General features: G+C 66.6%; 29 protein-coding genes and 2 tRNA genes. 17 read left to right on the top strand and 14 right to left on the bottom strand.

Features of this window, described 5'->3' with window-relative positions; translation table 11 throughout:
• Positions 1-38 precede the first annotated feature (38 nt).
• Complete coding sequence (locus tag HZR14_RS10070; protein ID WP_181692740.1) at positions 39-1052, top strand: zinc metalloprotease; 1014 nt, start codon at positions 39-41, stop codon at positions 1050-1052.
• Positions 1053-1090: 38 nt separating this feature from the next.
• Here the strand turns inward: HZR14_RS10070 and HZR14_RS10065 are convergent.
• Positions 1091-1163, bottom strand: a tRNA-Asn gene (locus HZR14_RS10065).
• Positions 1164-1306: 143 nt separating this feature from the next.
• Here HZR14_RS10065 and cca point away from each other — a divergent pair.
• Positions 1307-2656 carry a CCA tRNA nucleotidyltransferase gene (gene cca / locus HZR14_RS10060; RefSeq protein ID WP_181692739.1) on the top strand — a complete coding sequence of 450 codons (1350 nt, stop codon included), beginning with the start codon at positions 1307-1309 and terminating at the stop codon, positions 2654-2656.
• 3 nt (positions 2657-2659) lie between these two features.
• Here the strand turns inward: cca and HZR14_RS10055 are convergent, their stop codons facing one another.
• The 3 genes from HZR14_RS10055 to HZR14_RS10045 are packed head-to-tail and all read right to left on the bottom strand — an operon-like array spanning position 2660 to position 5600.
• A complete protein-coding gene (locus HZR14_RS10055) occupies positions 2660-3670 on the bottom strand; it encodes a histone deacetylase family protein (RefSeq protein ID WP_181692738.1) in 1011 nt (336 codons plus the stop codon).
• Positions 3667-4104: a histone gene (locus HZR14_RS10050; RefSeq protein WP_181692737.1), complete on the bottom strand. Its 438-nt coding sequence runs from the start codon at positions 4102-4104 to the stop codon at positions 3667-3669. The genes HZR14_RS10055 and HZR14_RS10050 overlap by 4 nt, the downstream gene beginning before the upstream one ends.
• Before the next feature lie 50 nt (positions 4105-4154).
• Entirely contained in the window at positions 4155-5600 is a 1446-nt protein-coding gene (locus tag HZR14_RS10045) for a single-stranded DNA binding protein (protein ID WP_181692736.1), read from the bottom strand.
• A gap of 302 nt (positions 5601-5902) precedes the next feature.
• Here HZR14_RS10045 and HZR14_RS10040 point away from each other — a divergent pair.
• Together HZR14_RS10040 and HZR14_RS14415 are read left to right on the top strand one after the other, a co-directional pair.
• Positions 5903-5975, top strand: a tRNA-Arg gene (locus HZR14_RS10040).
• Positions 5976-6522: 547 nt separating this feature from the next.
• The gene (locus HZR14_RS14415) at positions 6523-6654 is read left to right on the top strand and encodes a hypothetical protein (RefSeq protein WP_255479230.1); all 132 of its coding nucleotides are present in this window, start codon (positions 6523-6525) and stop codon (positions 6652-6654) included.
• 15 nt (positions 6655-6669) lie between these two features.
• On the opposite strand, the gene ribB is transcribed toward HZR14_RS14415, so the two are convergent.
• The 3 genes from ribB to twy1 all read right to left on the bottom strand — a co-directional run bounded on the left by ribB (position 6670) and on the right by twy1 (position 9247).
• Positions 6670-7395: a 3,4-dihydroxy-2-butanone-4-phosphate synthase gene (gene ribB / locus HZR14_RS10035; RefSeq protein ID WP_181692735.1), complete on the bottom strand. Its 726-nt coding sequence runs from the start codon at positions 7393-7395 to the stop codon at positions 6670-6672.
• Positions 7379-8080 (bottom strand): DUF120 domain-containing protein, encoded by a 702-nt coding sequence (locus tag HZR14_RS10030; RefSeq protein WP_181692734.1) that lies wholly within the window; start codon positions 8078-8080, stop codon positions 7379-7381. The genes ribB and HZR14_RS10030 overlap by 17 nt, the downstream gene beginning before the upstream one ends.
• Positions 8081-8284: 204 nt before the next feature.
• Positions 8285-9247 carry a 4-demethylwyosine synthase TYW1 gene (gene twy1 / locus HZR14_RS10025; RefSeq protein WP_181692733.1) on the bottom strand — a complete coding sequence of 321 codons (963 nt, stop codon included), beginning with the start codon at positions 9245-9247 and terminating at the stop codon, positions 8285-8287.
• Between the two features lie 100 nt (positions 9248-9347).
• Here twy1 and argS point away from each other — a divergent pair, with 100 nt between their 5' ends.
• Genes argS through HZR14_RS10010 form a run of 3 tightly spaced genes read left to right on the top strand, consistent with a single transcriptional unit; the run spans position 9348 to position 12481 of the window.
• A complete protein-coding gene (gene argS / locus HZR14_RS10020) occupies positions 9348-11090 on the top strand; it encodes an arginine--tRNA ligase (protein WP_181692732.1) in 1743 nt (580 codons plus the stop codon).
• A gap of 57 nt (positions 11091-11147) precedes the next feature.
• Entirely contained in the window at positions 11148-12071 is a 924-nt protein-coding gene (locus tag HZR14_RS10015) for an ABC transporter substrate-binding protein (protein WP_181692731.1), read from the top strand.
• 2 nt (positions 12072-12073) lie between these two features.
• On the top strand, positions 12074-12481 hold the full coding sequence (locus HZR14_RS10010; RefSeq protein WP_181692730.1) for a desampylase: 408 nt from the start codon (positions 12074-12076) through the stop codon (positions 12479-12481).
• 88 nt (positions 12482-12569) lie between these two features.
• Here HZR14_RS10010 and HZR14_RS10005 read toward each other — a convergent pair whose 3' ends face one another.
• The gene (locus tag HZR14_RS10005) at positions 12570-13019 is read right to left on the bottom strand and encodes a universal stress protein (RefSeq protein ID WP_181692729.1); all 450 of its coding nucleotides are present in this window, start codon (positions 13017-13019) and stop codon (positions 12570-12572) included.
• A gap of 141 nt (positions 13020-13160) precedes the next feature.
• Between HZR14_RS10005 and HZR14_RS10000 the strand changes: the two genes are divergently transcribed.
• From HZR14_RS10000 to HZR14_RS09975, 6 genes are all read left to right on the top strand, one after another.
• Entirely contained in the window at positions 13161-13595 is a 435-nt protein-coding gene (locus tag HZR14_RS10000; RefSeq protein WP_181692728.1) for a universal stress protein, read from the top strand.
• Between the two features lie 46 nt (positions 13596-13641).
• Entirely contained in the window at positions 13642-14268 is a 627-nt protein-coding gene (locus tag HZR14_RS09995; protein WP_181692727.1) for a DUF309 domain-containing protein, read from the top strand.
• Positions 14269-14490: 222 nt separating this feature from the next.
• Positions 14491-15741 (top strand): COG1361 family protein, encoded by a 1251-nt coding sequence (locus HZR14_RS09990; RefSeq protein WP_181692726.1) that lies wholly within the window; start codon positions 14491-14493, stop codon positions 15739-15741.
• Positions 15726-16403 (top strand): ABC transporter ATP-binding protein, encoded by a 678-nt coding sequence (locus HZR14_RS09985; RefSeq protein WP_181692725.1) that lies wholly within the window; start codon positions 15726-15728, stop codon positions 16401-16403. Before HZR14_RS09990 ends, HZR14_RS09985 begins: the two co-directional genes overlap by 16 nt.
• Positions 16400-17545, top strand: a complete 1146-nt coding sequence (locus tag HZR14_RS09980) for an ABC transporter permease (RefSeq protein ID WP_181692724.1) — start codon at positions 16400-16402, stop codon at positions 17543-17545. Before HZR14_RS09985 ends, HZR14_RS09980 begins: the two co-directional genes overlap by 4 nt.
• A gap of 99 nt (positions 17546-17644) precedes the next feature.
• The gene (locus tag HZR14_RS09975) at positions 17645-17821 is read left to right on the top strand and encodes a hypothetical protein (protein WP_181692723.1); all 177 of its coding nucleotides are present in this window, start codon (positions 17645-17647) and stop codon (positions 17819-17821) included.
• A gap of 55 nt (positions 17822-17876) precedes the next feature.
• Here HZR14_RS09975 and azf read toward each other — a convergent pair whose 3' ends face one another.
• The gene (gene azf / locus HZR14_RS09970; protein WP_181692722.1) at positions 17877-18644 is read right to left on the bottom strand and encodes an NAD-dependent glucose-6-phosphate dehydrogenase Azf; all 768 of its coding nucleotides are present in this window, start codon (positions 18642-18644) and stop codon (positions 17877-17879) included.
• A gap of 161 nt (positions 18645-18805) precedes the next feature.
• On the opposite strand from azf, the gene HZR14_RS09965 reads away from it, so the two are divergent.
• Complete coding sequence (locus HZR14_RS09965; protein WP_181692721.1) at positions 18806-19957, top strand: CBS domain-containing protein; 1152 nt, start codon at positions 18806-18808, stop codon at positions 19955-19957.
• 159 nt (positions 19958-20116) lie between these two features.
• Here HZR14_RS09965 and HZR14_RS09960 read toward each other — a convergent pair whose 3' ends face one another.
• Positions 20117-20533 (bottom strand): hypothetical protein, encoded by a 417-nt coding sequence (locus HZR14_RS09960; protein WP_181692720.1) that lies wholly within the window; start codon positions 20531-20533, stop codon positions 20117-20119.
• A gap of 98 nt (positions 20534-20631) precedes the next feature.
• Between HZR14_RS09960 and HZR14_RS09955 the strand changes: the two genes are divergently transcribed.
• Positions 20632-20994 (top strand): hypothetical protein, encoded by a 363-nt coding sequence (locus tag HZR14_RS09955; RefSeq protein ID WP_181692719.1) that lies wholly within the window; start codon positions 20632-20634, stop codon positions 20992-20994.
• Between the two features lie 115 nt (positions 20995-21109).
• Here HZR14_RS09955 and HZR14_RS09950 read toward each other — a convergent pair whose 3' ends face one another.
• The 3 genes from HZR14_RS09950 to HZR14_RS09940 all read right to left on the bottom strand — a co-directional run bounded on the left by HZR14_RS09950 (position 21110) and on the right by HZR14_RS09940 (position 23054).
• On the bottom strand, positions 21110-21544 hold the full coding sequence (locus HZR14_RS09950) for a universal stress protein (protein ID WP_181692718.1): 435 nt from the start codon (positions 21542-21544) through the stop codon (positions 21110-21112).
• 342 nt (positions 21545-21886) lie between these two features.
• Positions 21887-22441: a peptide-methionine (S)-S-oxide reductase MsrA gene (gene msrA / locus HZR14_RS09945; protein WP_181692717.1), complete on the bottom strand. Its 555-nt coding sequence runs from the start codon at positions 22439-22441 to the stop codon at positions 21887-21889.
• Between the two features lie 172 nt (positions 22442-22613).
• Positions 22614-23054 (bottom strand): universal stress protein, encoded by a 441-nt coding sequence (locus HZR14_RS09940; protein ID WP_181692716.1) that lies wholly within the window; start codon positions 23052-23054, stop codon positions 22614-22616.
• A gap of 199 nt (positions 23055-23253) precedes the next feature.
• Between HZR14_RS09940 and HZR14_RS09935 the strand changes: the two genes are divergently transcribed.
• Complete coding sequence (locus HZR14_RS09935) at positions 23254-25557, top strand: amino acid permease (RefSeq protein ID WP_181692715.1); 2304 nt, start codon at positions 23254-23256, stop codon at positions 25555-25557.
• 199 nt (positions 25558-25756) lie between these two features.
• Here HZR14_RS09935 and HZR14_RS09930 read toward each other — a convergent pair whose 3' ends face one another.
• Positions 25757-25936, bottom strand: coding sequence for a hypothetical protein (locus tag HZR14_RS09930; protein WP_181692714.1), 180 nt, complete (start codon positions 25934-25936; stop codon positions 25757-25759).
• A 176-nt stretch (positions 25937-26112) separates the two neighbouring features.
• On the opposite strand from HZR14_RS09930, the gene msrB reads away from it, so the two are divergent.
• Positions 26113-26508, top strand: coding sequence for a peptide-methionine (R)-S-oxide reductase MsrB (gene msrB / locus HZR14_RS09925; protein ID WP_181692713.1), 396 nt, complete (start codon positions 26113-26115; stop codon positions 26506-26508).
• The last annotated feature ends 14 nt before the right edge of the window (positions 26509-26522 follow it).

Raw genomic sequence — 26522 nt, 5'->3', positions numbered from 1 at the left:
GCCGCGGAATATAGGTGGCCTCGCTCCTTACATGCGGTATGGAACTGCGTCGGCGTCACGCGATCGTCGGTGCTGTGGCCGCGCTTGCGGGCTGTTCGTCGCTCCGGACCGAGGTCGACGAGCGGGCCGACAGCGTCCTCGTCCCCGACGAACACCCGCTTGCGGGGGTGACGACGATTACGGTCACCGAGCGGAGCGAGAGCGATCACGATATCGAGACACTCTCGGCGGAGGCGGTCGAGTACTGGAACGAGAACGCCGCCGAATATGCCGGCTTCGACGTGTCGTTCGTGGTCGGCGAGGACACACCCGATGTCGAACTCGTCTTCTTGGATCGGCGGACCGGTCTCGAGGGGTGTCAAGAGCACGCATCTGCTGACGTGCTTGGCTGCTCACCGCTTTTGAAGCCCGAGCACAGGCCGGAACGGCCGGTCACCGTCGAGGTCGTCGCGTCCGATCGCCCCTACGGCGACGTGTTGACCACGACGAAACACGAACTCGGACACGCACTCGGGCTCGGCCACGACGACGATCCGACACACGTCATGTCCGACGACATCGAGGACAGGCTCCCGAAGTACGACCGCCGGGTGGACGTACTCGACACTTTCGGAAACGCCTGGAACGACAGGAACTTCGGGACCCGGGCGTACAACCGGGCAACCGATCGCTGGAACGACGGCGAGTACGACGCCGCCGTATCCGCCTTCGGGAGCGCCGCGGAGCGGTACCGCAGCGCAGTCGCGTCCATCGAGACCGCGGCGGCCCTAGAGGAGGGGTTCGACGGGATGGCCCGGCCGGACACCGTCGACCGGGAGGCGCTCGCGGACGTGTTGGAGCGCGCCCGCGAGTGGGCGACGCTCGCGACCGAACGCGCCGAACTGATGGCCGAGGCGGCAGCGGCGATGCGGGAGGGGAACGCATCGAGAGCCAGGGCCCGACGCCGAGCGGCCGACGGCGCGTCCACGGAACTTCGATCGATCGACGTTCCGGCACCGATCGAGGCCGCCGATGCCCTGGGGTTGCTCCCCGACGGCGGCGCTGACGCGTGATATCGGTGCAACAAACGGTGAGGCGACGAGAGCGTCGACGCCGCCGCCAGGTCTCGAACCTGGGACAACCACGTTAACAGCGTGGTGCTCTACCAACTGAGCTACGGCGGCCCTTCGCATTCCACCATACTTGGATTCGCTTGATATGGCTTTCGTTTCATCGCCGCCACGTCTGTCAATTGATCGCACTCGGGGCAGTGAGTTCCGCGGCTCGCCACCGACACGTTTTATAAATCGACGCCGAAACCGCGGGTATGTCGTTCGAATCGGTCGTCGAGGAGGTTCGCGACCGCGTCGTCCCCGAGGAGCCGGAGAGAGAGGCGCTTGAATCGGCCGTCGAGGGCCTCACAGAACGGGCGACGGCGGCCATCGCGGGGTTGCCGGTCACGGCCGAGACGCGACTCGTCGGGTCGACGGCCCGCGGGACCTGGCTCGCCGGGGACCGCGATATCGATCTGTTCGTGTTGTTCTCGCCGGATCTCGGCCGGGAGCAACTCGAACGGTACGGCCTCGAAGTTGGCCACGCCGTGCTCCCCGACGGCCACGAGGAGTTCGCCGAACACCCATACGTCAAGGGGCAGTATCGGGGATTCGACGTGGACTGTGTCCCGTGTTATGCCGTCGAGGACGCGAGCGAGATCCGGTCGGCGGTCGACCGGACACCGTTTCATACGTCGTATCTGGCGGATCGGATCGGCCCGGTCGCGGACGACGTTCGGGTCGCCAAGGCGTTCCTCTCGGCCATTGGAACGTACGGGAGCGACCTCCGGACCAAGGGGTTCTCGGGGTTTCTGACGGAACTGCTCGTGTTGGAGTACGGTGGATTCCGCCCGTTCGTTACGGCCGCCGCCGACTGGACCCCTCCGGTCCGGCTCGATCCCGAGGGCCACGGCCGTCGACCGTTCGACGATCCGCTCGTCGTCATCGATCCGACCGACCCGGAGCGAAACGTCGCGGCGGTCTGTTCGGCCCGAAACGTCGCCCGAACGATCCACTACGCGCGCGCGCTCTCGGAGGACCCCCGTCCCGGCCTGCTCGAGCCGCGCGAGCGCGACCCGCTGTCGGCGGCCGACGTTCGCGCGGCGGTCGCCGACCGCGGGACGACGCCGGTCGCGGTTCGGTTCCCGACGCCGGATATCGTCGACGATCAGCTGTATCCACAGCTGGAGAAGTCCCTCGACGGCGTCGAGGGTGCCCTCGGGCGTGCCGGCTTCGCGCCGCTACGGAGTGCGTGTTTCGCGGACGACGGCGGGGAGGCCGTCCTGCTCGTCGAGTGCAGCGTCGGAACACTCCCCGCGATCGTCCGACACGGCGGACCGCCGGTGGGCACCAGAGAACACGCCGAGGGGTTTTACGAGGCGTACCGTGACGACGACGTCGTCGGCCCCTACGTCGACGACGAGGGACGCTACGTCGTCGAACGGAGGCGGGAGGCGCGGACGCCGGCGGGGCTCGTCGAGACGAAGCTGTTCGACGTTTCGCTCGGGCCACACGTCGAGTCCGCACTAGAGACACGCCACGAGATCCTCGCCGGAGGGGATCTGACGGCGCTGTCCGAACAGTTCGGGAGGGAACTCGCCGAATACTTCGATCCGGATCCGTGATCGTCACAGCCCGTGGGCGTCCCGAACGTCGTCCATGACGCGTTCGGCCTTCGAGACGACGTCCCCGTCGGGCGTGATCGGTTCGCGGCCGTCGAAGACTTCGTGGACCATCCCGACGGACTCCGAGAGCGCGTCGAGTCCGTAGCCGCCCTCCAGGACGAACGCGAGGGCGGCGTCGTGGCTGTCGGCGATCGTCCTGACGCGATCGGTCAGATAGCCGTACCCCTCCGTCGAAACGCGCATTCGGGAGATAGGGTCGTTTCGATGGGCGTCGAAGCCGGCACTGACGATGAACAGGTCCGGGTCGAACCGCTCCATCGACGGGGCGAGAAGACCGTTGAGGAACGCGGCGTACTCGTCGTCGCCGCTCCCGCCGGGCAGCGGGGCGTTGAGGATCGTCCTCCGGGCGTTCGGCCCGCCGGTTTCGTCGACGTCACCGGTCCCCGGAAAGAGTCCCTGCTCGTGAATCGACGCGTAAAACACGTCGTCCTGGTCGTAAAAGATGTCCTGCGTGCCGTTTCCGTGGTGGACGTCCCAATCGAAGATGACCGCCCGGTCGACGCCGTTGCCCTCGTGGTTGATCGCCTGCTGGGCGGCGACGGCGGCGTTGTTGAAGAAACAAAATCCCATCGCCTCGTCGAACTCGGCGTGATGTCCGGGGGGCCGGCCGATGGAGAACGGCGTCCGGCGGCCGTTCGCGCCGTCGAGGGCCTCGTTGACGGCCCAGCAAGCGAGTCCGGCGGAGGCGAACGCTGCCTCCCACGTCTCTTCGACCGCAACGGTATCGGCATCCCAGGTGCCGCCGCCGTCGGCGCAAAACGCCTCGACGTCGGCGACGTACTCCGGGTCGTGGACCGCTTCGATAGCGTCGCGGTCGGCAAGCGACCCCTCCCGGTACTCGACGCCGTGACGTCTGGCTAATCCCCGACGGATCGCCCGAAGCCGGTCGGCCGTCTCCGGGTGCCGCGGGCCGGTATCGTGTTCCAGACAGATATCTCGGTAGCCGAACCTCATTCGAAGTACGGTTCGAGTTCGTAGTACGTGGTGATGTCATCGGCCTTGACCGTGCGCCGGTCCGCGTGCCGCGCGAGGATGGCGGCCGCGGTGGCGACGGTGTCGGCGTACGATTCGAGTTCGCCCGCGAGGGCGATTCGGGCGTTCATCGATACCCGATATTGGTCATCGATATCGAGTCTAGCGATCCGATCGATCGGCGCGATCGGTAGCTCGAGGAGATCTTTATCGACGGTTGTAGCGTCGAAATCCTCCGCCATCAGGGTTTTCCGACCGTCCTGGGTCGCCTTTCGGGCGGCGTCTTCGGCCAGTTCGGCCCCGCGGGCCTGGATTCGTCGGGCGAGCTCTTCGGCCGCGTCGGCGCTAACCCGAAGCTGCCCGGCGTTCCGTCGGATGACCGTATCGACCGGGGCGAACGGTAACTCGACGCTCATACACCACACCGGGGGCGAGTCGGCCTTAATCTTTGCGAGCCTCTGGCGAACTAGAAGACGTCGTCCGCCAGGAAAGAATCGCCGTCGCGGCGGCCCCGAACGGTGACTTCCTGGCCGAGATGGACCTCGGAGTCGGTTTCGACGCGGACAGTCTCCTCGCCGCTGTCGAGAATGACCGGATCACCGGGTTGGACGACGGTTCCGGTGAATGTCTCCGGTTCGCCGCCGGCCGCTCCGGACGGATCGCCGTCGCCGTCGCCGCCGGAAGCCTCATCGCCGCCGTTCGACGGGCCGTCGGCCGACGACGTATCCGCGGCCGAGCCGTTCGCACGCGCTCCGTCGCCGAACTGATCGAGCCCGGCCGATTCGGCCCCCCGCTCCGGCTCCGCGTCCTCGACGACGACCACCGTCGAGCGCCACCCGGCGGAGGCTTCGAGATCGTCCTGCCACCCCTCCTGTATCTCGACGTCGGCACAGAACACCTCGTCGCCGGGGGCGAGCTCGATGTCGGCCTTCTCGCCCCACAGCGCGACGCGGATATCGTCTGTCGTATCCTGTAGGCGGACGTTCCGAACCTGCCCCTCGCTGCCGTCGTCGCGATCGAACGTCCGCTTCGGATCGGCCGACCGAACGACGCCCGCGATATCGACCGTCTGGCCGATCTCGATCGAATCGATATCGGTCGCCTCGGGCGTGAACTCGACGGCCTCGTCGAGTTCGTCGATCTCGCTTCGGGAGCCGACGTGGAGCTCGAGCGAGCCGTCGCGCTCGCGGACGTAGCCGTCGACGATCTCGACGCTTTCGCCGGCCTCGACGCGCTCGACGGTATCAGCGCGCTCGTCCCACAGCGTCACCCGGACCCGGCCCGTCTCGTCGCCGAGCGTCAGATTCGAGACGCGCCCTTCGGTGCCGTCGTCCCGGTCGAACGTCCGAATCGATCCGGTGTCGAGGACGACCCCCCGGACGTTCACGTCGGACTGTCCCAGCGACAACGAATCCGCGGTCACCCGCCCGCCGACGTCGACGTCGACGGTGGCCTCCTCGTCGGGTTCGAGACGGTCTGCGCTGACCTCGACCCCGTTGTACCCGTCTTTTGGGCGGCCCTTGATGCGGAAGACGTCGCCGGCCGCGATCTCCGCCTCGGCGGCGACCGCGTCCGCATCCCACAGCGCGACCCGGACGGCTCCCGATTCGTCGGCGACGTCGAGGTTCAGGACGTGCCCCTCGTCTTCGCCGTCCTCGCCGTCGCGCTCGAAGGTCCGGAGCTCGCCGACCCCAGTCACCTTACCGAGGAACTTCACCTCCTCTAGGCCGGGTTCGATGTCGGCGACCGTCTCGACTTCGCCCCCGTCGAGATCGTGCGCGATGAGCATCGCCGCGGTCTCTTCGTCAGCGAGTCCGCCCATCTGTTCGACTTTCGCTTCGACGGCCTCACGGAACTCCTCCTCGGAGACGTCGGCGTCGAGGTCCGCATATATCTCCTCGATGGCGCCCATTGCTACGGAGAGCAAACACGGCCTCCCGAAAAGCGTTGTCGGTGTCGGTACGACCCGTGCCCGCGTCGGTGGGGCCCGTGTGGCCGATGCTCGCGTCGATGGGGCCCGTGTGGCCGATGCTCGCGTCGATGGGGCTCGTATACCCTGCGTCCGTGCCGGTACGACCCGCGTCCGTGTCGGTACGACCCGCGTCCGTGTGGACGTCTCATACGCCCGTTTGCTTCGTCTTCGCTTATATACCCTCGGTCGGCGGGGCCTCGAATCGTAACCCATATACGTTGAAGCGGGGTACGTAGAGACGAGTCCTGGTAGGGTAGTGGACTATCCTCTTGGCTTGCGGAGCCAGGGACCGGAGTTCAAATCTCCGTCAGGACGCTCACTCCTCGCGGTCGCTACGAACGCAGCGACCGCGTCGTCGTTCGGTCCTGACGTGCCTCGCACTCGCTCCGTTCGTGCGAGACTCCGTCAGGACGTTTCTGTCGACGCAACGCCACGAGCGACGCGAGCGGTGTTTCCACCGCGGACATCTCGCGAGAACGGGGAGACACCACAATCCATCTCACGCGCGCGGACCGCTTCGTCCGTATCACTGCGTACTCGCCCGTGGTTTTTTATCCGATACACCATAGAGAACCACTGCGCACGGAACGTGCGCCGAGAGGGGGAAGAGCCTGCAAGCATCTGCCCCTCTCACGCCGCTCCTGATACTGGTGGACGAAATCAAATGAAACCGACTCACGAGTGATCCGCCGTTCGCTCCGTCGAACGGCGTGATCCTCGTGCGTCGTGTGTACATTCTTTTGTCCGTCAGTATGAACGGAGCGTTCACTGGTTGGTGGTGGACGAATATATGTCTGATTGCCACCGGAGCGATGAACCGCGGCCAGTCGGCGTACGCTTTCGGGCGTAGGAGGATACACGCATGAGATTCACGATGGACTGTCTGTGCTGTGACGGACAACTCGAGTACGACGGGGACGGGGAACCGAACACGGCCATCAGCTGTGAGTGCGGTTCGCGGTACGCCGTGACGGTTTCGCTGATCCGGGAGTGAGCGCTCCCGGAGCGCTTACCCGAACCGGGCGATCAACTCGCTGCCCTCGACGTACGGAAAGCCGTTGCGATCGGCGTACGATCTGGCGGCCGCCGGCGAGAGCGCGCCGCCGCTCCCGTCGTCGAGCATCTCACAGACGACGACGGCCGGTTCGACGCCGGCCGCGTCGGCAAGCGCCAATCCGAGTTCGGTGTGGCCCTCACGATCCGCGAGGAGGTCGGGCGCGCCGCGCAACAGGTGGACGTGTCCGGGGGCACGGAACGACTCGGCGAAGCTTTCGGCGTCGGTCGCGATCGCTCCGGCCGCGCCGTCGCCCGCGACCCGTCGCTCGTGGGCGATCCGCCCGGCAGCAGCGCCGAGTTCCGAAATCGTGAGCGCGCGGTCGTCGTCGGTGATTCCGGTGAACGTCCCGCGGTGGTTGACGGTGATCGAGAACGACGACCGCTCGTCGTAGTCCAGTTCGTGGTCGGCCCCGGCCGGGTGATCGAGAAGCCCCTGGCTGAACGGTAGCCCCCAGGCCGCACAGACCGAGTCCGGGAGCGCCACACAGACGAGCCCTCCGGCGTCGTTCCGCATCCGTGAGACGTCGGTGGGCGCGACCGCCGCCGCCGGGTAGACGAGGTCGACCTCGCCCTCGCGGTCGGTCGCATCGTGGATCAAGACGGGGCCGCCGCTTGCGAATGCCGACACCGCCGCATCGACGCCGTGGCCGGCCCGCGCCGTGTTACTGCTCCGAGACATGGACGTTGAGTTCGTCGTCGTCCTCGATTTCGAGCGTTTCACGGAGCTTCTCCGGGGCGATCATTTCGAGTTGGTCCGCGTCGTGGTGGGTGCGTTCGGGAGCGATGACGTGGACGTCGTCGTATCGCTCGCCGTCGGTCGTCTCGACCGCCGCCGGCCAGCAGAACGCGGGGCCGTAAGTCCGTTCGTCGTCGGCCCAGCCGTCGATCTCGACCGGATCGAGCGCGTCCATCCGGGCGCGGGTTCGGATGCTTTCGTCGCTCAATTCGACGTTCAGCGTGCCGGGGAACGGCTCGTACCCGAGCCGCTCGCGGAACTGCCGCATGTATCCGGGCAGGGAGATGTAGTGTCGGCCCTCACCCATCCCGCTCGTGACGGTTCCCCGGAGCGTCACGTCGGCGTCGCCCTCGAAGAGCCGTCGGTAGTCGGCGTACTCCCGCTGGAGGGCGCGCTCCCCCTCGTCGGTGAGCGAGACGAGCTGTCCGTTGCCGGTCACCTCCCGGTGGAGATGTCCGGCGTCCTCGAGGCGCTGGAGCCGACGCGAGGCGGTCTGATTCGACGCGTCGAGCCGGTCGGCCAGCTCCGAACACGTGACGGTCGTCCGCCCCTCGAGCGCGCCCTCGAGCGCGACGAGTTTCAGCGTCGCCAACTCGTCGTGACCGACGCGCCCAGTCGTCTGTGACATAGGTCGACGTACGGCGTCCCCGGCCTTAACCGTAACGAATGTGGAATGCATAACAGATATGTGGGTGGAGACTGGGCCGCTCGGTCGGACTACGCGAGTGGCCATATAAAATGTGTCGGAGGTGGGGTGGCGACGTGGCCGACCGTCGGGGGCGGTGACGTGCCCGCGAATTCCGCGTACGCGTTCTGAACGTCCGCGTGTGCCTCAGGGCTCCGCGTACGGTTCCTCGCGCCAGAACTCGCTGTCGCCTTTCAGTTCGGGTACCATCGTGTCCGCATCGCGCGCGAGCAGGGCGACCCGGGAGGCTTCGACGTCCCGAACGACGGGATGTGTCGGCAGGTACGACTGGACGGCCTCGGCGAACCCGAGGACCGCTTCGTGGTCGGGCATCACGTCCCGGTCGAGCCGGCCACGGGAGTTCCCGACGTGCATGTAGGCTTTCAACTCGACGAAGTCGGCGTCCGCGCGGTCGTACATCGCCGCGTACCACTCCGGATGGTGGGTGTTGTGCCCCGACAGCAGCGTCGTCCGGAGGACCGTCCGCGTGTCGTCCTTCTCCGCGAGCACGTCGAGCGTCTCGATGAGCCGGTCCCAGGCGTCGCCCTCGACGGCCTTGACGACCTCCTCGAAGGTCCTCCGGTCAGCCGCGTCGACGCTCACGTACAACTGCGTCGGATCACACTGTGCGATGACCTCGGGGCGGGTTCCGTTCGAGACCAGAAACGTCGTGATCCCCCGCTCGTGGAACGCCTCGATGAGCTCCGGCAGGTACGGATACAGCGTCGGCTCACCGTCCAGTGAGATGGCGACGTGGCGGGGCTTCATCGCCTCCTCGAAGGCGGTGTCGGGGACCTTGTCGTTGCCGCCGAAGCCCGACAGCAGGTTCCGCTGGAGGTCGATCGAGGCCTCGGCGACGGCGTCGGGGTCGTCCCACTCGACGTCGCCGAGTTCGTAGGCGTGGCCGGCGTGGTCGCGCCAACAGAACACGCAGCGCTCGTTGCACTTGACGACGGGCGTCATCTGGATACAGCGATGCGATTGGATACCGTAAAAGTGATTTTTATAACAACGGCCCTCACCGCGGAGGGCGTTGGCCGTCCACCCGCAGGTCTGGGCGGCGGTGTGGTTCTCGCTGTGGTAGTCGGGATCGTCGACCTGCTTGGGCATACGTTTCCGTTGATACACAGCGTCCTAAAGGCCGCGGTCCGCCGACCGCGGGTCCCCGTCCTTCGAAAGCCCCTTTATCGGGTAGCGGGGAAAGACGGGTATGTTCATCGCTCTACGCGAGGAGGTCGAGGCGGCCCTCGCCGGCGCGCTCGCCGACTGTGGCTACCCGTCCGACGACCTCGGAATCGAGGAGCCACCCGAGGGACGGGAGGCCGTCTTCGCCTCCAGCGTCGCCTTCCGACTCGCCGCCGAGGCCGGTGCGCCCCCGCCGGCGGTCGCCGCCGAACTGCGCGCGGAACTGGACGAGGACGACTACACCTACGTCGGACGGGTCGACGTCGAGGGGCCGTATCTCAACTTCGTCCCGAGCGAGGCGTACTTCGAGGGGACGCTGGAGGCCGGCCAGAACGAGGCGTACGGCTCGCTGCCGGCGCGGGACACGTCCGTCGTCGTCGAACACACCTCCGCGAACCCGACCGGACCGGTCCACGTCGGCCGGGCGCGCAACCCGATCGTCGGCGACGCCGTTGCGAACCTGCTCGAGTACGCCGGCTACGACGTAGACCGGCATTACTACGTCAACGACGCCGGCCGCCAGATGGCCGTCTTCACGTGGGCCTACGAGACGTTCGACGAGAACGACCTGCCGGAACCGGCCCGCGACCGCGCGGAGTACCGGATGGTCCGGTACTACCGGAAGGGCAACGACTTTCTGGAGAACGCGGACCCCGACGCCGTCGAGGAAGCCGAAGCGGAGATCGAAGCGATCATGCAGGGGCTCGAAGCCGGCGACGAGCGGACGTACGAACGCGTCACGGAGGTCGTCGACACCGTATTGGACGGGATGCGCCGCTGTCTCGCTCGCCTCCCCGCGGAGTTCGACGAGTTCGTCAAGGAGACCCGGTTCATGCGTGACGGCTCCACGGACGACGTCGTCGCCCGCCTCAAAGACCACGATCGGGCGGTCTACGAGGACGACGCCTGGCAACTCGAGTTCGAGGAGATCGAAAAGAACCTCGTCTTCCTGCGTTCGGACGGCACCTCGCTGTACACGACGCGGGATCTCGCCCACCACGAGTGGAAGTTCGACACCTACGATCGGGCGGTGACGGTGCTCGGTGAGGACCACAAACTCCAGGCCCGCCAGCTCCGGTCGGCCCTGGAGGACCTCGGCAACGACACCGACGGCCTCGATACGGTCATCTACTCGTACGTCAACCTCCCGGAGGGGAAGATGTCGACGCGGGCGGGCACCGGAGTCCAACTCGACGACCTGCTCGACGAGGCGATCGGCCGCGCCCGTGCGGAGGTCGAAGAGCGGCTCGACGACCGACTCCGCGACGACGACCTCGACGAGGCCGACGTCGAACGAATCGCGAGACAGGTCGGGATCGGCGCAGTCCGCTACGACATCGTCTCGAAACAGCCGGCCAAGGCGATCACCTTCGAGTGGGAGCGCGCCCTCGATTTCGAGGCCCAGTCGGCACCTTACGTCCAGTACGTCCACGCGCGCTGTCGGGGGATCGAGAGCGAGGCCGAGGGGATCGAGCCCGAACTCGACGTCTCGGTGCTGTCGAGCGACGCCGAGCGCGACCTGCTTTCGGCGATCGCGCGCTTCCCCGGCATCATTGAGGGTGCCGCGGAGGCCCACGAGCCACACCGGATCGCGACCTACACCCGCGAGATCGCCGACCGCTTCAACGGGTTCTACCGCGAGTGCCCGGTCGTGACGGCCGAGGACGACCGTACGCGTGCGGCCCGGCTTGCGCTCGTCGTCGCGGCCCGACACACCGTCGCCAACGCCCTCGACGTCCTCGGGGTCGAAGCGCCCGAGTCGATGTAGGGGCGGGGGATTCATTTCGCTCGCGGGCGAAGCGTCGGTAGGAGGAACGATATATCCGTGTCCACCCGCGTCGTCTCCCTGCTGCCGTCCGCGACCGAGATCGTCGCCGCCCTCGGTGTCCAGCCGGTGGCGACGTCCCACGAGTGTGATCACCCCCCGGCGGTCGCCGACACCCCATCCGTCGTCGAATCGCGAATCGACGCCTCGGCGTCCAGCGCCGAGATCGACAGCCAGGTCCGGGAGTCGGCCGCCGAGGGCGGTGTCTACCGGATCGACCGGGAGGCGCTCGAAGCCGCAGACCCCGACGTCGTCATCGCACAGGGCATCTGTGACGTCTGTGCCGTCGACACCGTCGTCGTGGAGTCGGCGATCGAGGAGCTTGGACTGGCGTGTGAGCTCTTGACGACCGACCCCCACAGCGTCGAGGACGTCCTCTCGGATATCGAGGTGATCGGCGAGGCCCTCGGACGGCGCGGACGGGCGGCCGAACTCCGTTCGGACCTGCGGGACCGCATCGACCGCGTCGCGACGGCGGCCGACGAGCGTCCGTTCCGCCCGGAAGTCGTCGTCCTCGATTGGCTCGAGCCGCCGATGGTCGCCGGCCACTGGGTGCCCGAACTGGTCGAACTCGCCGGCGGCGAGTACGGACTCGCCGATCCCGGCGACGCCTCGACGCCGAGGGAGTGGGCGGAGATCCGCGAGTACGACCCCGACGTCCTCGTGGCCGCGCCCTGTGGGTTCGAACTCGACCAGACCGCCCGAAACCGGGACGACCTGACCGGCCGGGAGGGGTGGTCGACCCTCCGGGCCGTCCGCATGAACCGGATCTACGCGATCGACGGACACCATCTGATGAATCGCCCCGGCCCCCGCCTCGTCGAGACGCTCGAGGTACTCGCGGCGCTGATACAGCCGGAGACGTTCGACGTCCCGGAGCCGTGGATGAGCCGACCGCTCACGGCGATCCGACGGGACGCCTGAGCATGACGCTGGAACTCCCGAACGCACATCGTATGGCGCTCGTCGAACACGCCCGCGAGGGGGCTCCCGAGGAGGTCGTCGGCGTCCTCGCCGGGAGCCACGGGGAGCCCTCGGCCGTCGAGCGGACCGACCGGGCCCGAAACGCGGCCGAAACCCCACACACGCGCTACGAGATCGCCCCGAAAGCCGAACTCGTCGTCCTCGAGAGGATCGAGGCGGCGGGCCTCGACGTCGTCGGGTTCTATCACTCACATCCCCGAGGACCGCTCGAACCGAGCGCCACGGACGCCCGGCTCGCGGCGTGGCCGGGCTACTCCTACGTCATCGTCTCGCTGGCCGACGGCGGGGCGAATCTGGGAAGCTGGCGTTGGCGGGGCGGGCGCTTCGAGCGCGAGCCGATTCGGGAGTGATACCGCCGGCTGTTCGGATTGTACGGTACTCGCGCGCCGGTGACGTGGCCTCGTCACGGACGTATAGCCGGCAGCGTGACGTCGCCCCCTACTCGTCGACCGGCGTCTTGACCACCGTCACCGGCCGTTCGGCCATCCGGGTGACCCGTTCGGCGACGCTCCCGAGCAGGCGGCGGTACTCCCCGGACCGGTTCTTCGAGCCGATGACGGTGAGCCCGGCGTCGGCCTCCTCGGCGTACGCGAGGATCTCCTCGTGAGGGACGCCGTGTCTGATGGCGGTTTCCGTCTCGACGCCCGCCGCCTCGGCGGTCTCGACGATCGCCTCGACCGCTTCCTCGCCGGCCTGCTCGAGGGCGCTTTCGAGCCCCTCGAGTTCGTGGACGTACTCGTCGCCGGAGTAGGTACCGTAGGTGTCCGTATCGACGACGTAGAGCACGTGTAGGGTCGCGTCGTACCGGCTCGCGGCGTCGAGGGCGTGTTCGACCGCTCGGCCCATGCCGGCGCTGTCGTCGGTCGGCAACAGGATGCTGTCGTACATACTTTGGACTCCTTGGTGGGGATACCTATGTTTTTTGCCGGCTCCCGTCGAGCGAGAGCGGCCGAGCGGTCTGTCCCGTCCGCCGCCCGTCGCCATTCGAACCCGTTTACTTCCCTCGCGAGCAACGTGGGAACGAACCCGATGTACGACGACATACTCGTTCCGACGGACGGCGGCGAACAGATGGGCGCGGTCATCGACGCGGCGACCGACATCGCGATGCGACGAGAGGCGACGATCCACGCCCTCTCGGTCATCGATAGGGGCGTGTTCCTCACGCTGGAGGAGGGACTGACCGACGCCGTCGACGAGGAGCTCACGGCCAACGCCGAAAACGCGGTCGAGGGCGTCACGGCGGCCGCATCGGAGGCGGGACTCGAACACGAGGGCATCGTTCGACGGGGCCGCCCCGGCGAGGAGATCATCGCCTACGCCGACGAGATCGGGGCCGATCTCATCGTGATGGGGTCGCGGGGGGCCAACGGCCACGAGCGCCGGATGCTCGGCAGCGTCTCCCAGGACGTCATCACCGAGACCGACTGCCAGACGCTCGTCGTTCCGCTCGACGCGGCGTAGCCGACCCGGCGACGCCCATTTGTACACGTGGCCGGAAAGGGGAGACATGGACCGCATGCGGGTCGGAATCGCCCTCTACAATGCGGGACGCTATCTCGCCGCCCGCGAACCGCTCGAAGAACGGTGGCTCGGATCGCCCGCGGGCGAGCGCGGGGAGTGTCTCCGAGGGCTGGTTCAGGCGAGCGCCGCGGTATATAACTCCCGCGGGGGGAACGAGCCGGGAGCGCCCGACCTCGCAGAAAGTGCGCCCGACCTCGCAGAAAGCGCATCCGGGCACTTAGATGGCTGTGAGGTGATCGACGTCGACGCACTCGGTGGATGGCTCGATCGGCTCGCGGCCGACCCGACCCTCGGCGAGCGCGAGGAACCGCCCGAGATCCGCCTCGACGGCCCGGAAACCGTCGGCCCGGAGGCGATCGGTGTGTACGATCTCACCCCCGAAGGGGTCGTCGCCGCGGCCGAGGCCGTCGCCGGGACGACCGACGACGACCTGCTCCGTGCGGCGGCCGGCTACGCCGAATCGGCCCTCGACGACGGCGACGAGTCGAGCCCGTTCGTGACGCTGACGCTGGATTACGTACGCGATCCGACCCCGATCGTACGCCAGCGCTTGCGCGAGCACGTCGGCCGTCGTCGGACGCGGACGGCCGACGTCGAGGGACTGTTCGAGTGATTCGGGATGCGACCGTCCCGGTGACAGACGGATCGACACGGACGTCGGCCGGCGTACCGACTCCCTCGTCCGGCCGATCGAGATCACTCTGATCAGTCGAGACTACTCCGGTCTATCGAGATCACTCCGACCGATCGAGACCACTCCGGGCGAGTCGGCGGCATCCGGTCGATTGATGATAACAGTTTACTTTCGCAGGTGATTATCCGTAATCAGCAATCGATGTATGGTTTTGACACGGTCGCCCGCCGGCTTGGGGGGCGTGCCGACGATCCGATGGGGACGGAGACGCTATTCGTGCGCAAACGTCGGGTGCTGTTGTTCTGTGCGGTGTTTTCTCTCGCTCTCGGGGGGCTCGCTACCGCGTCGATATCCACGTCCGCAGCGCAGGCGAACGGCCAGATCTCCTCGGTGAACGTGACCACCGACGAACCGATCACGGGCGACAGCGTACTCATCGAGACCACCGTTTCTAACCTCGAAAGCAGCGACGGGACCCTCGATATCAACGACGTGTACGTCCGAACGGCGCCGGGGGCGAAGACGTTCACCCGGATCGAAGACGTCGGCACCCTCGATCCGGGCGGTTCGGTCACGATCCCGGTATCGGTGACGTTCGGGACGCCCGGCGAGAGAGACCTCACGGTGAACGTCGTCGTCGAAAGCGAGGACGGCACGATCCAGACGTATCAGAGCCCGCTGATACTCGACGTCGACGAACCGAGGGTACGTGCCCAACTGGATGCCGACGCCGACAACGGCCAGTACGGGACGACCGACCTGGATATCACGAACGCCGGCAACACGGAGTTGACCGACGTCGAAATAACGGCCAGCGCGGACGACGCGGTGATCGACCGGGCGTATCTGTTCGACATGGAGCCCGAGACGAATCAGACGGCCGCCTTTGACACCAGGGGCGTCTCGGACGACGTCGTCACGTTCGAGGCCACGTTCACGGCGAACGATCGAACACATACCGCCACCCACACCATCGACCTGCGGGAGCGAGAGCAGGTACTCGGCGAGGTGCTGCTCACGAGCGTCGAGGCGACGCGAACGGCGACGGGGGTCACACTCGAAGGTGACGCCTCGAACGTCGGCGGTACCGACGCCGGGTCGGTACTCGTAGAGATCCCGGATACCGGGGGCGTACGGCCGGTCTCCCCCTCCGGTAGGTACTTCGTGGGGGAGGTCGAGGCGGGCGAGTTCGCGACCTTCGAACTCACGGCCGAGACGCCGGCGAACGCGTCGTCCGTCCCGGTCGAGATCTCGTACGTCGCCGAAAACGAGCGGATGCGGACGACTCAGCGCATCGACCTCTCGGGGGCCGGCGGGGTGACGCCGGCGGTCGAAAGCGGCGGGGACGGCGGTTCGGGCGGGGGAGGTGGCCTACCGCTCGAGGCGATCGGAATCGGCCTCGGCGCGATCGTGGTACTCGTCGTGGGTGTGCTCATATGGCGCAGACAGTAAACGTCATCGAGATCGAGAACGTCGTCAAGCGCTACGAGAGCGGTCAGGGCGTCGTCGAGGCGCTGAAAGGGGTCGACTTCCACGCCCGCCACGGCGAGATGGTGACGATCATCGGGCCGTCGGGATCGGGAAAGAGCACGCTGCTCAACATGATCGGACTGCTCGATACGCCGACCGAGGGAACCGTGCATCTCGACGGCACGGACGTGACCGACTTCACGGAGGACGAACTCACCGAGGAGCGCCGCTCGAAACTCGGGTTCGTCTTCCAGGCGTTTCATCTGTTACCTATGCTCACCGCGGTCGAGAACGTCGAGCTCCCGTCGCGGTGGGATACGTCCGTCGACAGACGCGACCGGGCGGTCGATCTGCTCGAACGGGTCGGGCTCGGCGACCGGACCACGCACACGCCCGAGGAACTGTCCGGCGGCCAGCGCCAGCGCGTCGCCATCGCCCGGGCACTGATAAACAAGCCGGACGTCGTCCTCGCCGACGAACCGACGGGAAACTTAGATCAGGACACGAGCGATACGGTCCTGACGGAGCTCACCCGGTTGAAAGACGACGAGGGCGTCGCGATCGTCGCCGTCACGCACGACGAACAGCTGCTCGAGTATACGGATCGGGTCGTCGAGTTGATCGATGGGAGGATCCAGTCGTGACCCGCCTGGGTCTGTTGCGTCGGTTTCCGAGCGTCGAGATCGCGTGGCAGAACCTCGGGCGCAACCGCGCCCGAACCGGCCTGGCGACGCTCGGGGTCATCATCGGCGTCGTGGCTATCGTCTCCCTCGGCATGGCCGGGGCGGCGATCCAACAGCAGGCGAATACGAACCTCGGCAGCCTGACGAACGAGGTAAGCGTCTCGTCGGGAGCTGACAGCGACGAGGACGGCGTCACCGACGGCCAGGTGGACGACATCCGGAGCGTCGTCGTTGACGCCGACGTGGTCCCGCAAAAATCCAACGCGACGACGCTTTCGACACGGAGCGGCGAGCGGACGCGCGTCACCGTCTCGGGAGTGACACGGGCGGACGTGCTCTATGAGACGTCGGCCGGCGTCGCCCCCGAGCGACTTCGCTCCGGTGCGCTGTTGAGCGCCGATACGGCGGCGGAACTCGGTCTCGAACTCGGCGATCCCGTGGAGTACGACGGAACGCTGTACCGACTCCGGGGGTTCATCGAGTCCGACGAAGGGTTCGGACCCGGAGGCGACGAGCTCGTCCTCCCGGTCTCTGCGCTCTCCGAGCAGGAGCACTACGATACGGTGACGGTCGTCGCCGAGGACGGCAACGCCGCCACCGACATCGCCGACACGCTCGAAGCCGAGTTCAACGACGAGGACGAGGAGATACTAAGCGTCACGAGCTTCGCGGGAACCCAAGAGGACATCAACTCCTTTCTGGGGACGCTCAACCTGGCGCTGCTCGGGATCGGGCTAATCTCGCTCGTCGTCGCGAGCGTCGCGATCCTCAACATCATGCTGATGAGTACGATAGAGCGCCGCGGCGAGATCGGCGTGTTGCGCGCCGTCGGGATCCGACGCGGTGAGGTGCTCCGAATGATACTCGCGGAGGCGGCCTTCCTCGGGATCATCGGCGGACTCGTCGGATCCGTCCTGTCGCTCGGGGCCGGGCTCGTCCTGTTCGACGTTCTCACCGGGGACCCGATGCTCGTCTTCGGCTGGGAGAGTGTGCGGTATCTGTTCTATGGCTTCGGGTTCGCCGTCTTCGCGAGCGTGGTAAGCGGGCTGTACCCGGCCTGGAAGGCGGCGAACGACCCGCCGGTTGAGGCCCTTCGGGGCTAGGACGGCCCGCCGTCCGGCGCGGGGATTGCCCGCGAGGTGGTCGTGGCACTTCCGACACACCGTAGCAAGGTATGTATGTGCGGGAGCTGTACGTCCGGCATGGCAGACGACACGTTCTACTGTGAAACCTGCGACGAGGATCTCACCCACGACGACATCGAGACGGTCCCGGACGTCCCCGAGATCGATCTGGACCGATTCAGGTTCGTCGAGGGATCGGCCGAGGTGTACAGATGTGGCGCGTGTGGGACGATACTCGGGTTCAAACCCGCGTAGCGATACACCCGATGATCCGGGGGGCCGCCGTCGCTCTCGGTCGGACGGTGTGGTTTCACCCACTCGGCGTGTCCCGATCCTCGCCGTCCCACTCCGCGGAGTTGTCCCGTGGCTCGTAGCCCAACGCCTCCTTCGCGCGCTCTAGGGAGTAGTACTTGCGGTCGTTATCGGAGATGCCGTAGACGATCTCGTAGTCGTAGTTGGCACACAGTGCACGGTCGTGGATGTGGGCACAATCGCGGTAGGAGAGCCACATCGCCTGTCCGCGCTCGTAGTCGATCGGCGGGTGGTTCCGGGTGAGGTTTCCGATCCGAATGTTACAGACGTCGATGCCGTACTCGTCGTGATAGTACCGCCCGATGGTCTCGCCGGCCGCCTTCGAGATCCCGTAGTGGTTGCCGGGGCGGGGGAGCTCGGTCCCGTCGAGTCGGAAGTCGTCGTCGGCCCGATAGAGGTCCGGCTTCCGGTCGGTCTCGAAGTGGCCGACGGCGTGGTTCGAGGAGGCGAAGACGAACGTCTCGACGCCCGCGTCGACGGCGGCGTCGTAGAGCAGTTTCGTCCCGTGGATGTTGTTTTCGAGGACCGAATCCCAGGGGGCGTCCCGCCGGGGGTCCCCGGCCAGGTGGATCACCGCCTCCACGTCCTCGCAGGCCTCGGCCACGAGGGCCTCGTCGGTGACGTCGCCGACGAGATGGGGATGGTCGGGGTCGAACGGCGGCGGATTGTGAAACAGGTATCGCCAGTCGTACTCGTCGGCCAGCCCTTCTCGGATGGCCGTTCCGACCGATCCTTTCGCCCCGGTGAGCAATACGGTCTCGTCCATGTGAGTACGGGAACGCGGCAGCCGGGTAAGAAACGTACGGTTCGCGCTCGGATCCACCCGATATGCCGGCGCTCACTGCCGGTTTCGGGGTGAGGTACGCTCGGCTCGCGTCCGGATTTCTATGAAAAAAGTTCTTTGCCGTCCTGTGTGAGGAGTTAGGTATGTTCAAAGGGTTTCGGATCGGATCCATCGCCGGGATCCCGATCAAACTCGACGTCACGCTTCTTTTGATCCTGCCCGTGATGGCGTATCTCATCGCCAGCGGGATGCCCGAGGCGGCAGACGCGCTCAACGTCACTCTCGACGCCGGCCTCGACGTCGACGTGCTGACCGAGGGGATGCTGCCGTGGATCATCGGGTTCGCGGCGGCGATCGGACTTTTCGTCTGCGTACTGCTCCACGAACTGGGCCACGCGGCCGTCGCACGGCGATACGGCTACGGGATCGAATCGATCACCCTGTGGCTGCTCGGCGGTATCGCACGCCCCGAGGAACAGCCCGACCGCTGGAATCACGAACTGTGGATCGCGCTCGGCGGGCCGGTCGTCAGCGTCGCCATCGGCGTCGGCTGTGTTCTGTTTCTCGACGCCATCCCGTCGGATCCGGCGCGGTTCGTCGTCGGGTATCTGGCGGTGTTGAACGTCGTTCTCGCGGTGTTCAACATGATCCCGGCGTTCCCGCTGGACGGCGGTCGGGTGCTCAGGGCACTACTCGGGCGGACCAGAAGCCGCGTGGCGGCGACCGAAATCGCCGTCTCCGTGGGGAAATCCTTCGCGGTCGTGTTGGCGTTTCTCGGGCTCCTCGTGTTCAACCCCTTCTTGATCGCGGTCGCGTTCTTCGTCTACATCGCGGCGGCAGCGGAGGGGCGGCAGACGGCGCTGAAAGCGACGTTCGAAGGGGTTCGCGCCGGCGACGTGATGACACCGGTCGGGGAACTCCGGACCGTCGAACCGACGGAATCGCTCGCCGAGATGCTCGATCGGATGTTTCGCGAGCGTCACACCGGCTATCCGGTCCTCGATTCGGGACGGCTCGTCGGCATCGTTACGCTCGAGGACGTCCGCGACGTCGACCCGGAGGCCCGGCAGGCGACCACGGCCGGGGACGTGATGAGTTCCGATCTGGAGTCGGTGCAGCCCGAGACCGAGGCGGTAGAGGCGATGCAGCGGCTCGGAAGCGGCGACATCGGGCGGCTGTTAGTCGTCGACGAGTCGGGATCGCTCGCCGGCATCGTGACCAGATCCGATCTCGTCACGGCCATGAACGTCATGCGTGAGCGCCGGTCGGTCGAGGCGGCGTCCCCGCTGGAGTGAACGGGAGACGGCACCGCGGCGGACGGGGCGGCCAGAGCGTCACCGCCGGCATTCGACGGGGACGTGTCGTCACCGCCGGCATTCGACGGGGACGTGTCGTCGCCGCCGGCATTCGACGGGGACGTGTCGTCGCCGCCGGCATTCGACGGGGACGTGTCGTCACCGCCAGTGTTTGAACAGGAGCCGCTTGACGTCGTCCTTCGTTCGGACCCCCGTCGTGGATCCGTCGGGGAGGTCGACTTCGTAGGGTTCGTCGCCGCCCGACTCGCGCCAGCGATCGCCGTGGGCATCGAGCAGGCTCATGGCCTGCTGGAGGGTGTCCTCCGGGGTATCGCCGTCTCCGCCGTTTTCTCCGCCCGGTGTCGAGGGGTCGGTGTCGGCGCGAGCATCGGCGTCGCGATCCGGCTCGGCGTCGGCCCCGCCGCCCGCGTCCGGCGGCGTGTACGTATCGAGCAGGTACTGCAGGGCGTCAGCCGGCCGGACGGTTCCGTATTCGCCGACGTAGACGGCGTCGAGTTCCTCGCGGATCTCCTCGAGCCGTTCGAGGTGTGCCTCGGAGACGGAGATGTCGGGCATACTCGAAGGTGGACACACGCGCCGACAATAAGCTATCGGCAGTGGTACGTCCGTGGGCCGATGCGGCGAGTTATCCGTCCCGACGCCCACCGTCTGGTATGGTCGACGGAGAGCCAGGGGCGGAGATCACGGGGGCAGATACCGCGGGTAACGGTGTCGACCGAGATCCCCCCGACGGGAGTCAAGACGCCCTCAGCAGGGGTCAAGACGCCCCCGACGGGAGTCAGAACACCCCCGACAGCGAATGGGACGACACTTCCCGGGACGGAATCATCACCGTCCGAGGTGCGCTCGTGGGGGTCGGATGGATCTGGCTGACCGCGGTCTCGGCGTTCGCCGCCGTGGGTGCTGCGGGCTACGGTGTGCGGACGTCGCCGGCGTTTCTCCTCGTCGCGGCCCTCGCCGCCGCGCTCGCCGTCGCGGCCGGATCGGCCTCGCTCCGGACGTTCGGCTATCGGTGACGCGGTCATACTGCCGGACGTACCTACTTGAATCGCGGTCCAGTCTACAGCTACGCTCTACCGGACGCCTGGACCTGCGGCGATTCAGATGTTCACGAAATCACGTCCGGTAGTATCAGGCCTGGTCGTCCTCGACGCGGACGGTGAGGACCGGCACGTCCGACGCCCGGACGACGCGTTCCGTGACGCTGCCGAGCAGGTACCGATCGAGTCCGCTGCGGCCGTGGGTTCCCATCACGACGAGATCCATCGCCTCCTCGTCGGCGTACTCGAGGATCGCCCGGTGGGGATCGCCGTTCTCGATGGCGGTTTCGATCTCGACGCCGGCGTCGTCGGCGCGGGCGCGGATGTCCTCGATCGCCTCCTCGCCGATCTGCTCGAGCCGCGCCTGGAACTGGCCGTCGCTCATCTCCGGTGCGGAGGGGATGTCCTCGACGACGAAGAGCGCGTGAAGTACCGCGTCGGTCTCCCCGGCGAGGCCGATCGCCTGGTCGACCGCTCGGCTGTTTCCTCGGCTTCCGTCAGTCGGTAGCAGGATTCGGTCGTACATATACGAGTCATCCCCCCACCGATACAAAGAACTGTCCCAGTGTCGCAGGGGGTGAGACCGGAGGGTCCCCGAGGGCGTTCGCGGCGGCGGCCGTCCGGCACGCGCGCGCCGTCCCGGTCCGATCTGACAGCACTCCCCGGTCCGACCTGACAGCGCTCCCCGGTCCGATCTGACAGCACTCCCCGGTCCGACGCGACAGCGCTCGTCTCGACGCTCTCCGCCCCGATAGCCTCATACTGACGGACAAAAGAATGTGTACACGACGCACGAGGATCACGCCGTTCGACGGAGCGAACGGCGGATCACTCGTGAGTCGGTTTCATTTGATTTTGTCCACCAGTATCAGGTCACCAACTCGGCGTGTTTCTCTCGCAGTTTCGACAGCTTCGGATTGACGTTGACCGTACAGTAGGTATCGTCCGGGTTCTTCTCGAAGTAGTCCTGATGATATTCCTCGGCCGGGTAGAACGTCTCGAGGGGTTCGACGTCCGTGACGATGTCGTCGTCGTACAGTGGTTCGACGTCCTCGATCACCGCCTCGACGGTCCGGCGCTGGTCGTCGTCGTGGTAGTAGACCGCCGAGCGGTACTGGCTGCCGACGTCGGGACCCTCGCGGTTCAGCGTCGTCGGCGTGTGGACCGTAAAGAACACCTCGAGCAGGTCGCGGTAGCCGATCGTCCCGGGATCGAACGCGACCTGGACGACCTCGGCGTGGCCGGTCCGACCACGACAGACCGCCTCGTAACTCGGATCGTCGACGTGGCCGCCGGCGTAGCCAGATGTCGCCGACTGGACGCCATCGAGTTCCTTCAGCACGGCCTCGATACACCAAAAACAGCCGCCGCCGAGCGTCGCGGTTTCGAGGTCGCCGTCGTGGTCGTGGCTGGACTCGGGCATACCGCCGTTTGGGGCTCGAAGGGCTTGAATCGTCGCGTCGAGGCCACCGGCTACTGCCGGCCGAAGGGCCGATCACGACGCCGCGAATGACATCGGGATGCGATACGCTCGGAAGCGATAGCGCAGGGCCATCGACTGACTGCCCCCGTCGACGCTGCTCATCCTCCGCGGTTCATTCGGATGCTCCGTCGTGCGGGAGCGCGATGACGGGTCGATCCGCGTCTGTAACGAGCTTTAACGATCGATCCCCGGAGAGGAACTGCATGATTCGGTTTCCGCCGCGGGATCGGTAGGCGATGGCGTTCGCATCGACGTCCTCGGCGGCCTCGAAGATCGCGCCGACGACGTCACGGGCGTAGGCGGTGTGTTCGTCCGCGTCCGGAAAGACGGTGCGAACGGCGGCGTAGGACGCCTTGGCCAGTTCTTCGGACTGCTCGACGGGCGTTTTGTCGGGGACGCCGCCACCCTTCTCGACGACGTGGAGCGCCGTCACCCGTTCCGGGCCGTACGGCTCGAGTGCCGTCGCGGTCGCCAGCGCGTCCGCCTCGTTCGCGACGGGCAACAGGACGTGCGCGAGCAGAGGCCGGGGACCGGATTCGGATGCAGTCGTCATGTTCGGGATTACCGCCCCTCGGTTTATAAATTTTCGACGGCGTCGGGGCCGACGACCGGCGGTAGTGTTCGATCGTCGTTCCACGGTGTTGGCGTTTAGGAATATATAAACCCGACGCGATGAAACAGCCGGACATGCTTTTCCGACATCGTTTCTCAATCTCTCGAATATTCGATCGCCGACATGCGGGTGAGAGCGGATGAGTGACGAGGAGCTCGCAAAGGACCTCGGCCCGTTGGCCGCCCTCACCATCGGCGTCGGGACGATGATCGGTGCGGGGATCTTCGTCCTCCCGGGGACGGCAGTACTCCGGGCCGGACCGCTCGCCGCGGCTACGTTCGTCCTCGGGGGCGTCATCGCGCTGTTTACGGCACTTTCGGCGTCGGAACTCGGTACCGCGATGCCGAAATCGGGCGGCGCGTACTTTTATATCAACGAGGCACTCGGGCCGCTTTTCGGCTCCATCAGCGGCTGGGCGAACTGGCTCGGGCTCGCGTTCGCCTCGGCGTTCTATATGTATGGCCTCGGCGAATACGTCAACACCCTCGTCGGCGCGCCCGCCCTGTCGGTCGGCCCGCTGTTCTTGGAGGCCGCACAGGTGATCGGCCTCGTCGGGGCGTTGTTTTTCATCGCGGTCAACTATTTCGGCGCGAAGGAGACCGGCGGCCTCCAGATCGTCATCGTGCTTTTGCTCTTGGGAATTCTCGGACTGTTTACCGTTGTCGGTCTGTTCAACGCCGACCTCGACTCGCTGCGGCCGCTCGCACCGCCCGGTGCGGCGGCCGAGGTGTTGCCCGTCACCGCCATCATTTTCGTCTCGTATCTCGGCTTCGTCCAGATCACGTCGGTCGCCGAGGAGATCAAAGACCCCGGTCGAAACCTCCCCCGGGCAGTCATCGGGAGTGTGGTCCTCGTGACGGTTGTTTATGGGCTCTTCTTGCTCGTGTTGTTAGCCGCGGTACCGAACGACCTCGTCGCGGGCAACGATACGGCGGTCGTTGACGCCGCACAGTTGCTCTTCGGCCAGTACAGCGCCCTCGGGTTCGATCTGGGCGTACTCGGGTGGGGGATGTTGCTGTTCGGTGGGCTGCTCGCGACGGCCTCCTCGGCGAACGCCTCGATTCTCTCGTCCTCACGGATCAACTTCGCGATGGGCCGAGAGAAAATCATCACGCCGAGCCTCAACGAGATCCACGAGCGCTTCGGCACGCCCTACAAGTCGATCGCCCTCACCGGTCTACTCATCGTCGTCTTCTTGCTCGCCGGCAACCTCGAGATACTTGCGACCGCGGGATCGGTGTTACACCTCATCGTCTACGGTCTCTTGAACGTCGCGTTGATCGTGATGCGGGAGGCCGAGCCTACGGGGTATGACCCCGATTTCGAGGTGCCGCTATATCCCCTCGTCCCGCTCGTCGGAGCGGTAACGTCCTTCGCGCTCATCGCCTACATCGAATGGCGGGTCATCGTGCTCTCGGCCGGACTGACCGTCTTCGCGGCGCTTTGGTACTTCGGCTACGCGCGAAACCGCGTCGAGTCCCGCGGCGTCCTCGCCGGCTGGATTCTCGATCGCTCCGGTAAACTCCCCGACGTCGCCGTCTCTGCGGCGACCTCCGTCCAGCCGGAGGGTGACGATTACCGCGTGATGGTACCGCTTTCGAACCCCGCAACCGAACAGCACCTCATCACGCTCGCGTCCGCCATCGCCAAACAGAACGACGGGACGGTCGTCGCGGTCAACATCGCAAACGTTCCCGATCAGACGTCACTGGAGGCCGCCCGCGACCGCGGTGCCCACGATGCCGCCGGCGACCTCCTCGAGCGTGCCCAGACCGACGCCGAGACGTTCGGTGCCGACGTGGAGACACACGTCGTCCTCTCACACCGGACGTTCGAGGAGATCTTCGACGCCGCCCGAACCTACGGCGCGGACGTCACCGTGATGGGCTGGGGCGAGGACGCCCACGGCTCGCCCGGGCGCGCCGAGTCGGCGATCGACGAACTCGCGTACTCACTGCCGTGTGATTTCCTCGTCTTCCGTGACCGCGGCTTCGACCCCTCGCGGATCCTGTTGCCGACCGCCGGCGGCCCCGATTCGGACCTTTCGGCCGCCGTTGCTCGGACCCTGCGGGCGGAGTTCGGCTCGGAGGTAACGGTCTTACACGTCGCTGACGACGAGGCCGAGGGTCGGGCGTTCCTCGAACCGTGGGCGGACGAACACGGCCTCGACGACACCGAGTTGCGGGTCGAAACCGGCGACGTCGAGGCGAACATCGCTCGCGCGGCCGCCGACGCGACGCTGCTCGTCATCGGCGCGACCGAACGGGGGCTGCTCTCGCGGCTCGTCCGGGGGTCGCTCGTGTTGGACGTGCTCTACGACGTCGACTGTTCGGTACTGCTCGCGGAGAAGAAACACGACCGCGGGATTCGAGAGCGCCTCTTCGGTGCCGGCGCGCACGAGGACGACACTCGGAGTGGCGTCGGCCACGAGGACGAGGCGTGACACTGTCGGCGATCCCGGTATCGCGCGATTCGCGCGCCGGTGGCGCGATCGCGTCAGAACGTACGCCGGCGGCATGAGGGGCCGTCGCCGCGGCGGTTACGAAAGCGAAAGCCTCGCCGCTCATACTGTCGGGTATACCTATCTCAAGCTATTCGCGCGACGGTGACGCGATAGCTTCACGAAATCATAGCCGACAGTATCAGGAGGTCGTGAAACCGCCCGATCCGTCGTACTCCTCGAGGGCCCACTCGAGCTCTTCGATCGCCCGCAGGACGGCGACCTCGGCGGTGTCCTCGAACTCCGACGACGGCGGGTCGTAGTCGTCGTATTCGGCTTCCAGTGTCTCGATCCGCTCGCGAATCTCGGCTTCGGTGCGCATGTTCGTACCGACCGGCGGGGGCCTCTTTGGGTTTGCGGCCCGTCCCGGCCCCGGCCGCCGACGGCGGGGGCCTCTTTGGGTTTACGGCCCGTCCCGGTCCCGGCCGCCGACGGCGAGGGCGCACCGTGGTTGGCCGCCCCCACAACGGCAAAGCCGCTGGAGACCGAAACGGGGGTATGGAGTCCGAAGTCCCGCAGACGGACGAGGAGTGGCGCGAGGTGCTCACCGACGAGGAGTATCGGATCCTCCGCGAACGGGGGACCGAACCGAAATTCTCCGGAGACCACCTCGGGACGGACGGGGACGGCACCTACCGGTGTGCCGGCTGTGAGGCCGAACTGTTCGATTCGGGGATGAAGTTCGATTCGAACTCGGGATGGCCCTCGTTTTACGATGCCAAAGAGGGCGCTGTCGAACTCAGAGAGGACAGAAGCCACGGGATGGTCCGAACCGAAGTCGTCTGTGCGCGCTGTGGGGGCCATCTCGGCCACGTCTTCGAGGACGGCCCGGACCCGACGGGCAAGCGCTTCTGTATGAACTCCGTCGCCCTCGAGTTCGACGACGAGGAGTGACAGTGCGTCGCAAT

Source organism: Natronomonas salinimetallica (genome assembly GCF_013839515.1).
Taxonomy (GTDB): Archaea; Halobacteriota; Halobacteria; order Halobacteriales; family Haloarculaceae; genus Natronomonas.
The sequence above is the reverse complement of the archived record's forward strand: the minus strand, read 5'-3'. Positions and strand labels throughout refer to the sequence as shown.

Bases quoted from the DNA above. Each gene is read 5' to 3' on its own strand.
- HZR14_RS10070 (WP_181692740.1), top strand. From the start codon at position 39: ATGGAACTGCGTCGGCGTCACGCGATCGTCGGTGCTGTGGCCGCGCTT.
- cca (WP_181692739.1), top strand. From the start codon at position 1,307: ATGTCGTTCGAATCGGTCGTCGAGGAGGTTCGCGACCGCGTCGTCCCC.
- HZR14_RS10055 (WP_181692738.1), bottom strand. From the start codon at position 3,670: ATGAGGTTCGGCTACCGAGATATCTGTCTGGAACACGATACCGGCCCG.
- HZR14_RS10050 (WP_181692737.1), bottom strand. From the start codon at position 4,104: ATGAGCGTCGAGTTACCGTTCGCCCCGGTCGATACGGTCATCCGACGG.
- HZR14_RS10045 (WP_181692736.1), bottom strand. From the start codon at position 5,600: ATGGGCGCCATCGAGGAGATATATGCGGACCTCGACGCCGACGTCTCC.
- HZR14_RS14415 (WP_255479230.1), top strand. From the start codon at position 6,523: ATGAGATTCACGATGGACTGTCTGTGCTGTGACGGACAACTCGAGTAC.
- ribB (WP_181692735.1), bottom strand. From the start codon at position 7,395: ATGTCTCGGAGCAGTAACACGGCGCGGGCCGGCCACGGCGTCGATGCG.
- HZR14_RS10030 (WP_181692734.1), bottom strand. From the start codon at position 8,080: ATGTCACAGACGACTGGGCGCGTCGGTCACGACGAGTTGGCGACGCTG.
- twy1 (WP_181692733.1), bottom strand. From the start codon at position 9,247: ATGCCCAAGCAGGTCGACGATCCCGACTACCACAGCGAGAACCACACC.
- argS (WP_181692732.1), top strand. From the start codon at position 9,348: ATGTTCATCGCTCTACGCGAGGAGGTCGAGGCGGCCCTCGCCGGCGCG.
- HZR14_RS10010 (WP_181692730.1), top strand. From the start codon at position 12,074: ATGACGCTGGAACTCCCGAACGCACATCGTATGGCGCTCGTCGAACAC.
- HZR14_RS10005 (WP_181692729.1), bottom strand. From the start codon at position 13,019: ATGTACGACAGCATCCTGTTGCCGACCGACGACAGCGCCGGCATGGGC.
- HZR14_RS10000 (WP_181692728.1), top strand. From the start codon at position 13,161: ATGTACGACGACATACTCGTTCCGACGGACGGCGGCGAACAGATGGGC.
- HZR14_RS09995 (WP_181692727.1), top strand. From the start codon at position 13,642: ATGGACCGCATGCGGGTCGGAATCGCCCTCTACAATGCGGGACGCTAT.
- HZR14_RS09990 (WP_181692726.1), top strand. From the start codon at position 14,491: ATGTATGGTTTTGACACGGTCGCCCGCCGGCTTGGGGGGCGTGCCGAC.
- HZR14_RS09985 (WP_181692725.1), top strand. From the start codon at position 15,726: ATGGCGCAGACAGTAAACGTCATCGAGATCGAGAACGTCGTCAAGCGC.
- HZR14_RS09975 (WP_181692723.1), top strand. From the start codon at position 17,645: ATGGCAGACGACACGTTCTACTGTGAAACCTGCGACGAGGATCTCACC.
- azf (WP_181692722.1), bottom strand. From the start codon at position 18,644: ATGGACGAGACCGTATTGCTCACCGGGGCGAAAGGATCGGTCGGAACG.
- HZR14_RS09965 (WP_181692721.1), top strand. From the start codon at position 18,806: ATGTTCAAAGGGTTTCGGATCGGATCCATCGCCGGGATCCCGATCAAA.
- HZR14_RS09960 (WP_181692720.1), bottom strand. From the start codon at position 20,533: ATGCCCGACATCTCCGTCTCCGAGGCACACCTCGAACGGCTCGAGGAG.
- HZR14_RS09955 (WP_181692719.1), top strand. From the start codon at position 20,632: ATGGTCGACGGAGAGCCAGGGGCGGAGATCACGGGGGCAGATACCGCG.
- HZR14_RS09950 (WP_181692718.1), bottom strand. From the start codon at position 21,544: ATGTACGACCGAATCCTGCTACCGACTGACGGAAGCCGAGGAAACAGC.
- msrA (WP_181692717.1), bottom strand. From the start codon at position 22,441: ATGCCCGAGTCCAGCCACGACCACGACGGCGACCTCGAAACCGCGACG.
- HZR14_RS09940 (WP_181692716.1), bottom strand. From the start codon at position 23,054: ATGACGACTGCATCCGAATCCGGTCCCCGGCCTCTGCTCGCGCACGTC.
- HZR14_RS09935 (WP_181692715.1), top strand. From the start codon at position 23,254: ATGAGTGACGAGGAGCTCGCAAAGGACCTCGGCCCGTTGGCCGCCCTC.
- HZR14_RS09930 (WP_181692714.1), bottom strand. From the start codon at position 25,936: ATGCGCACCGAAGCCGAGATTCGCGAGCGGATCGAGACACTGGAAGCC.
- msrB (WP_181692713.1), top strand. From the start codon at position 26,113: ATGGAGTCCGAAGTCCCGCAGACGGACGAGGAGTGGCGCGAGGTGCTC.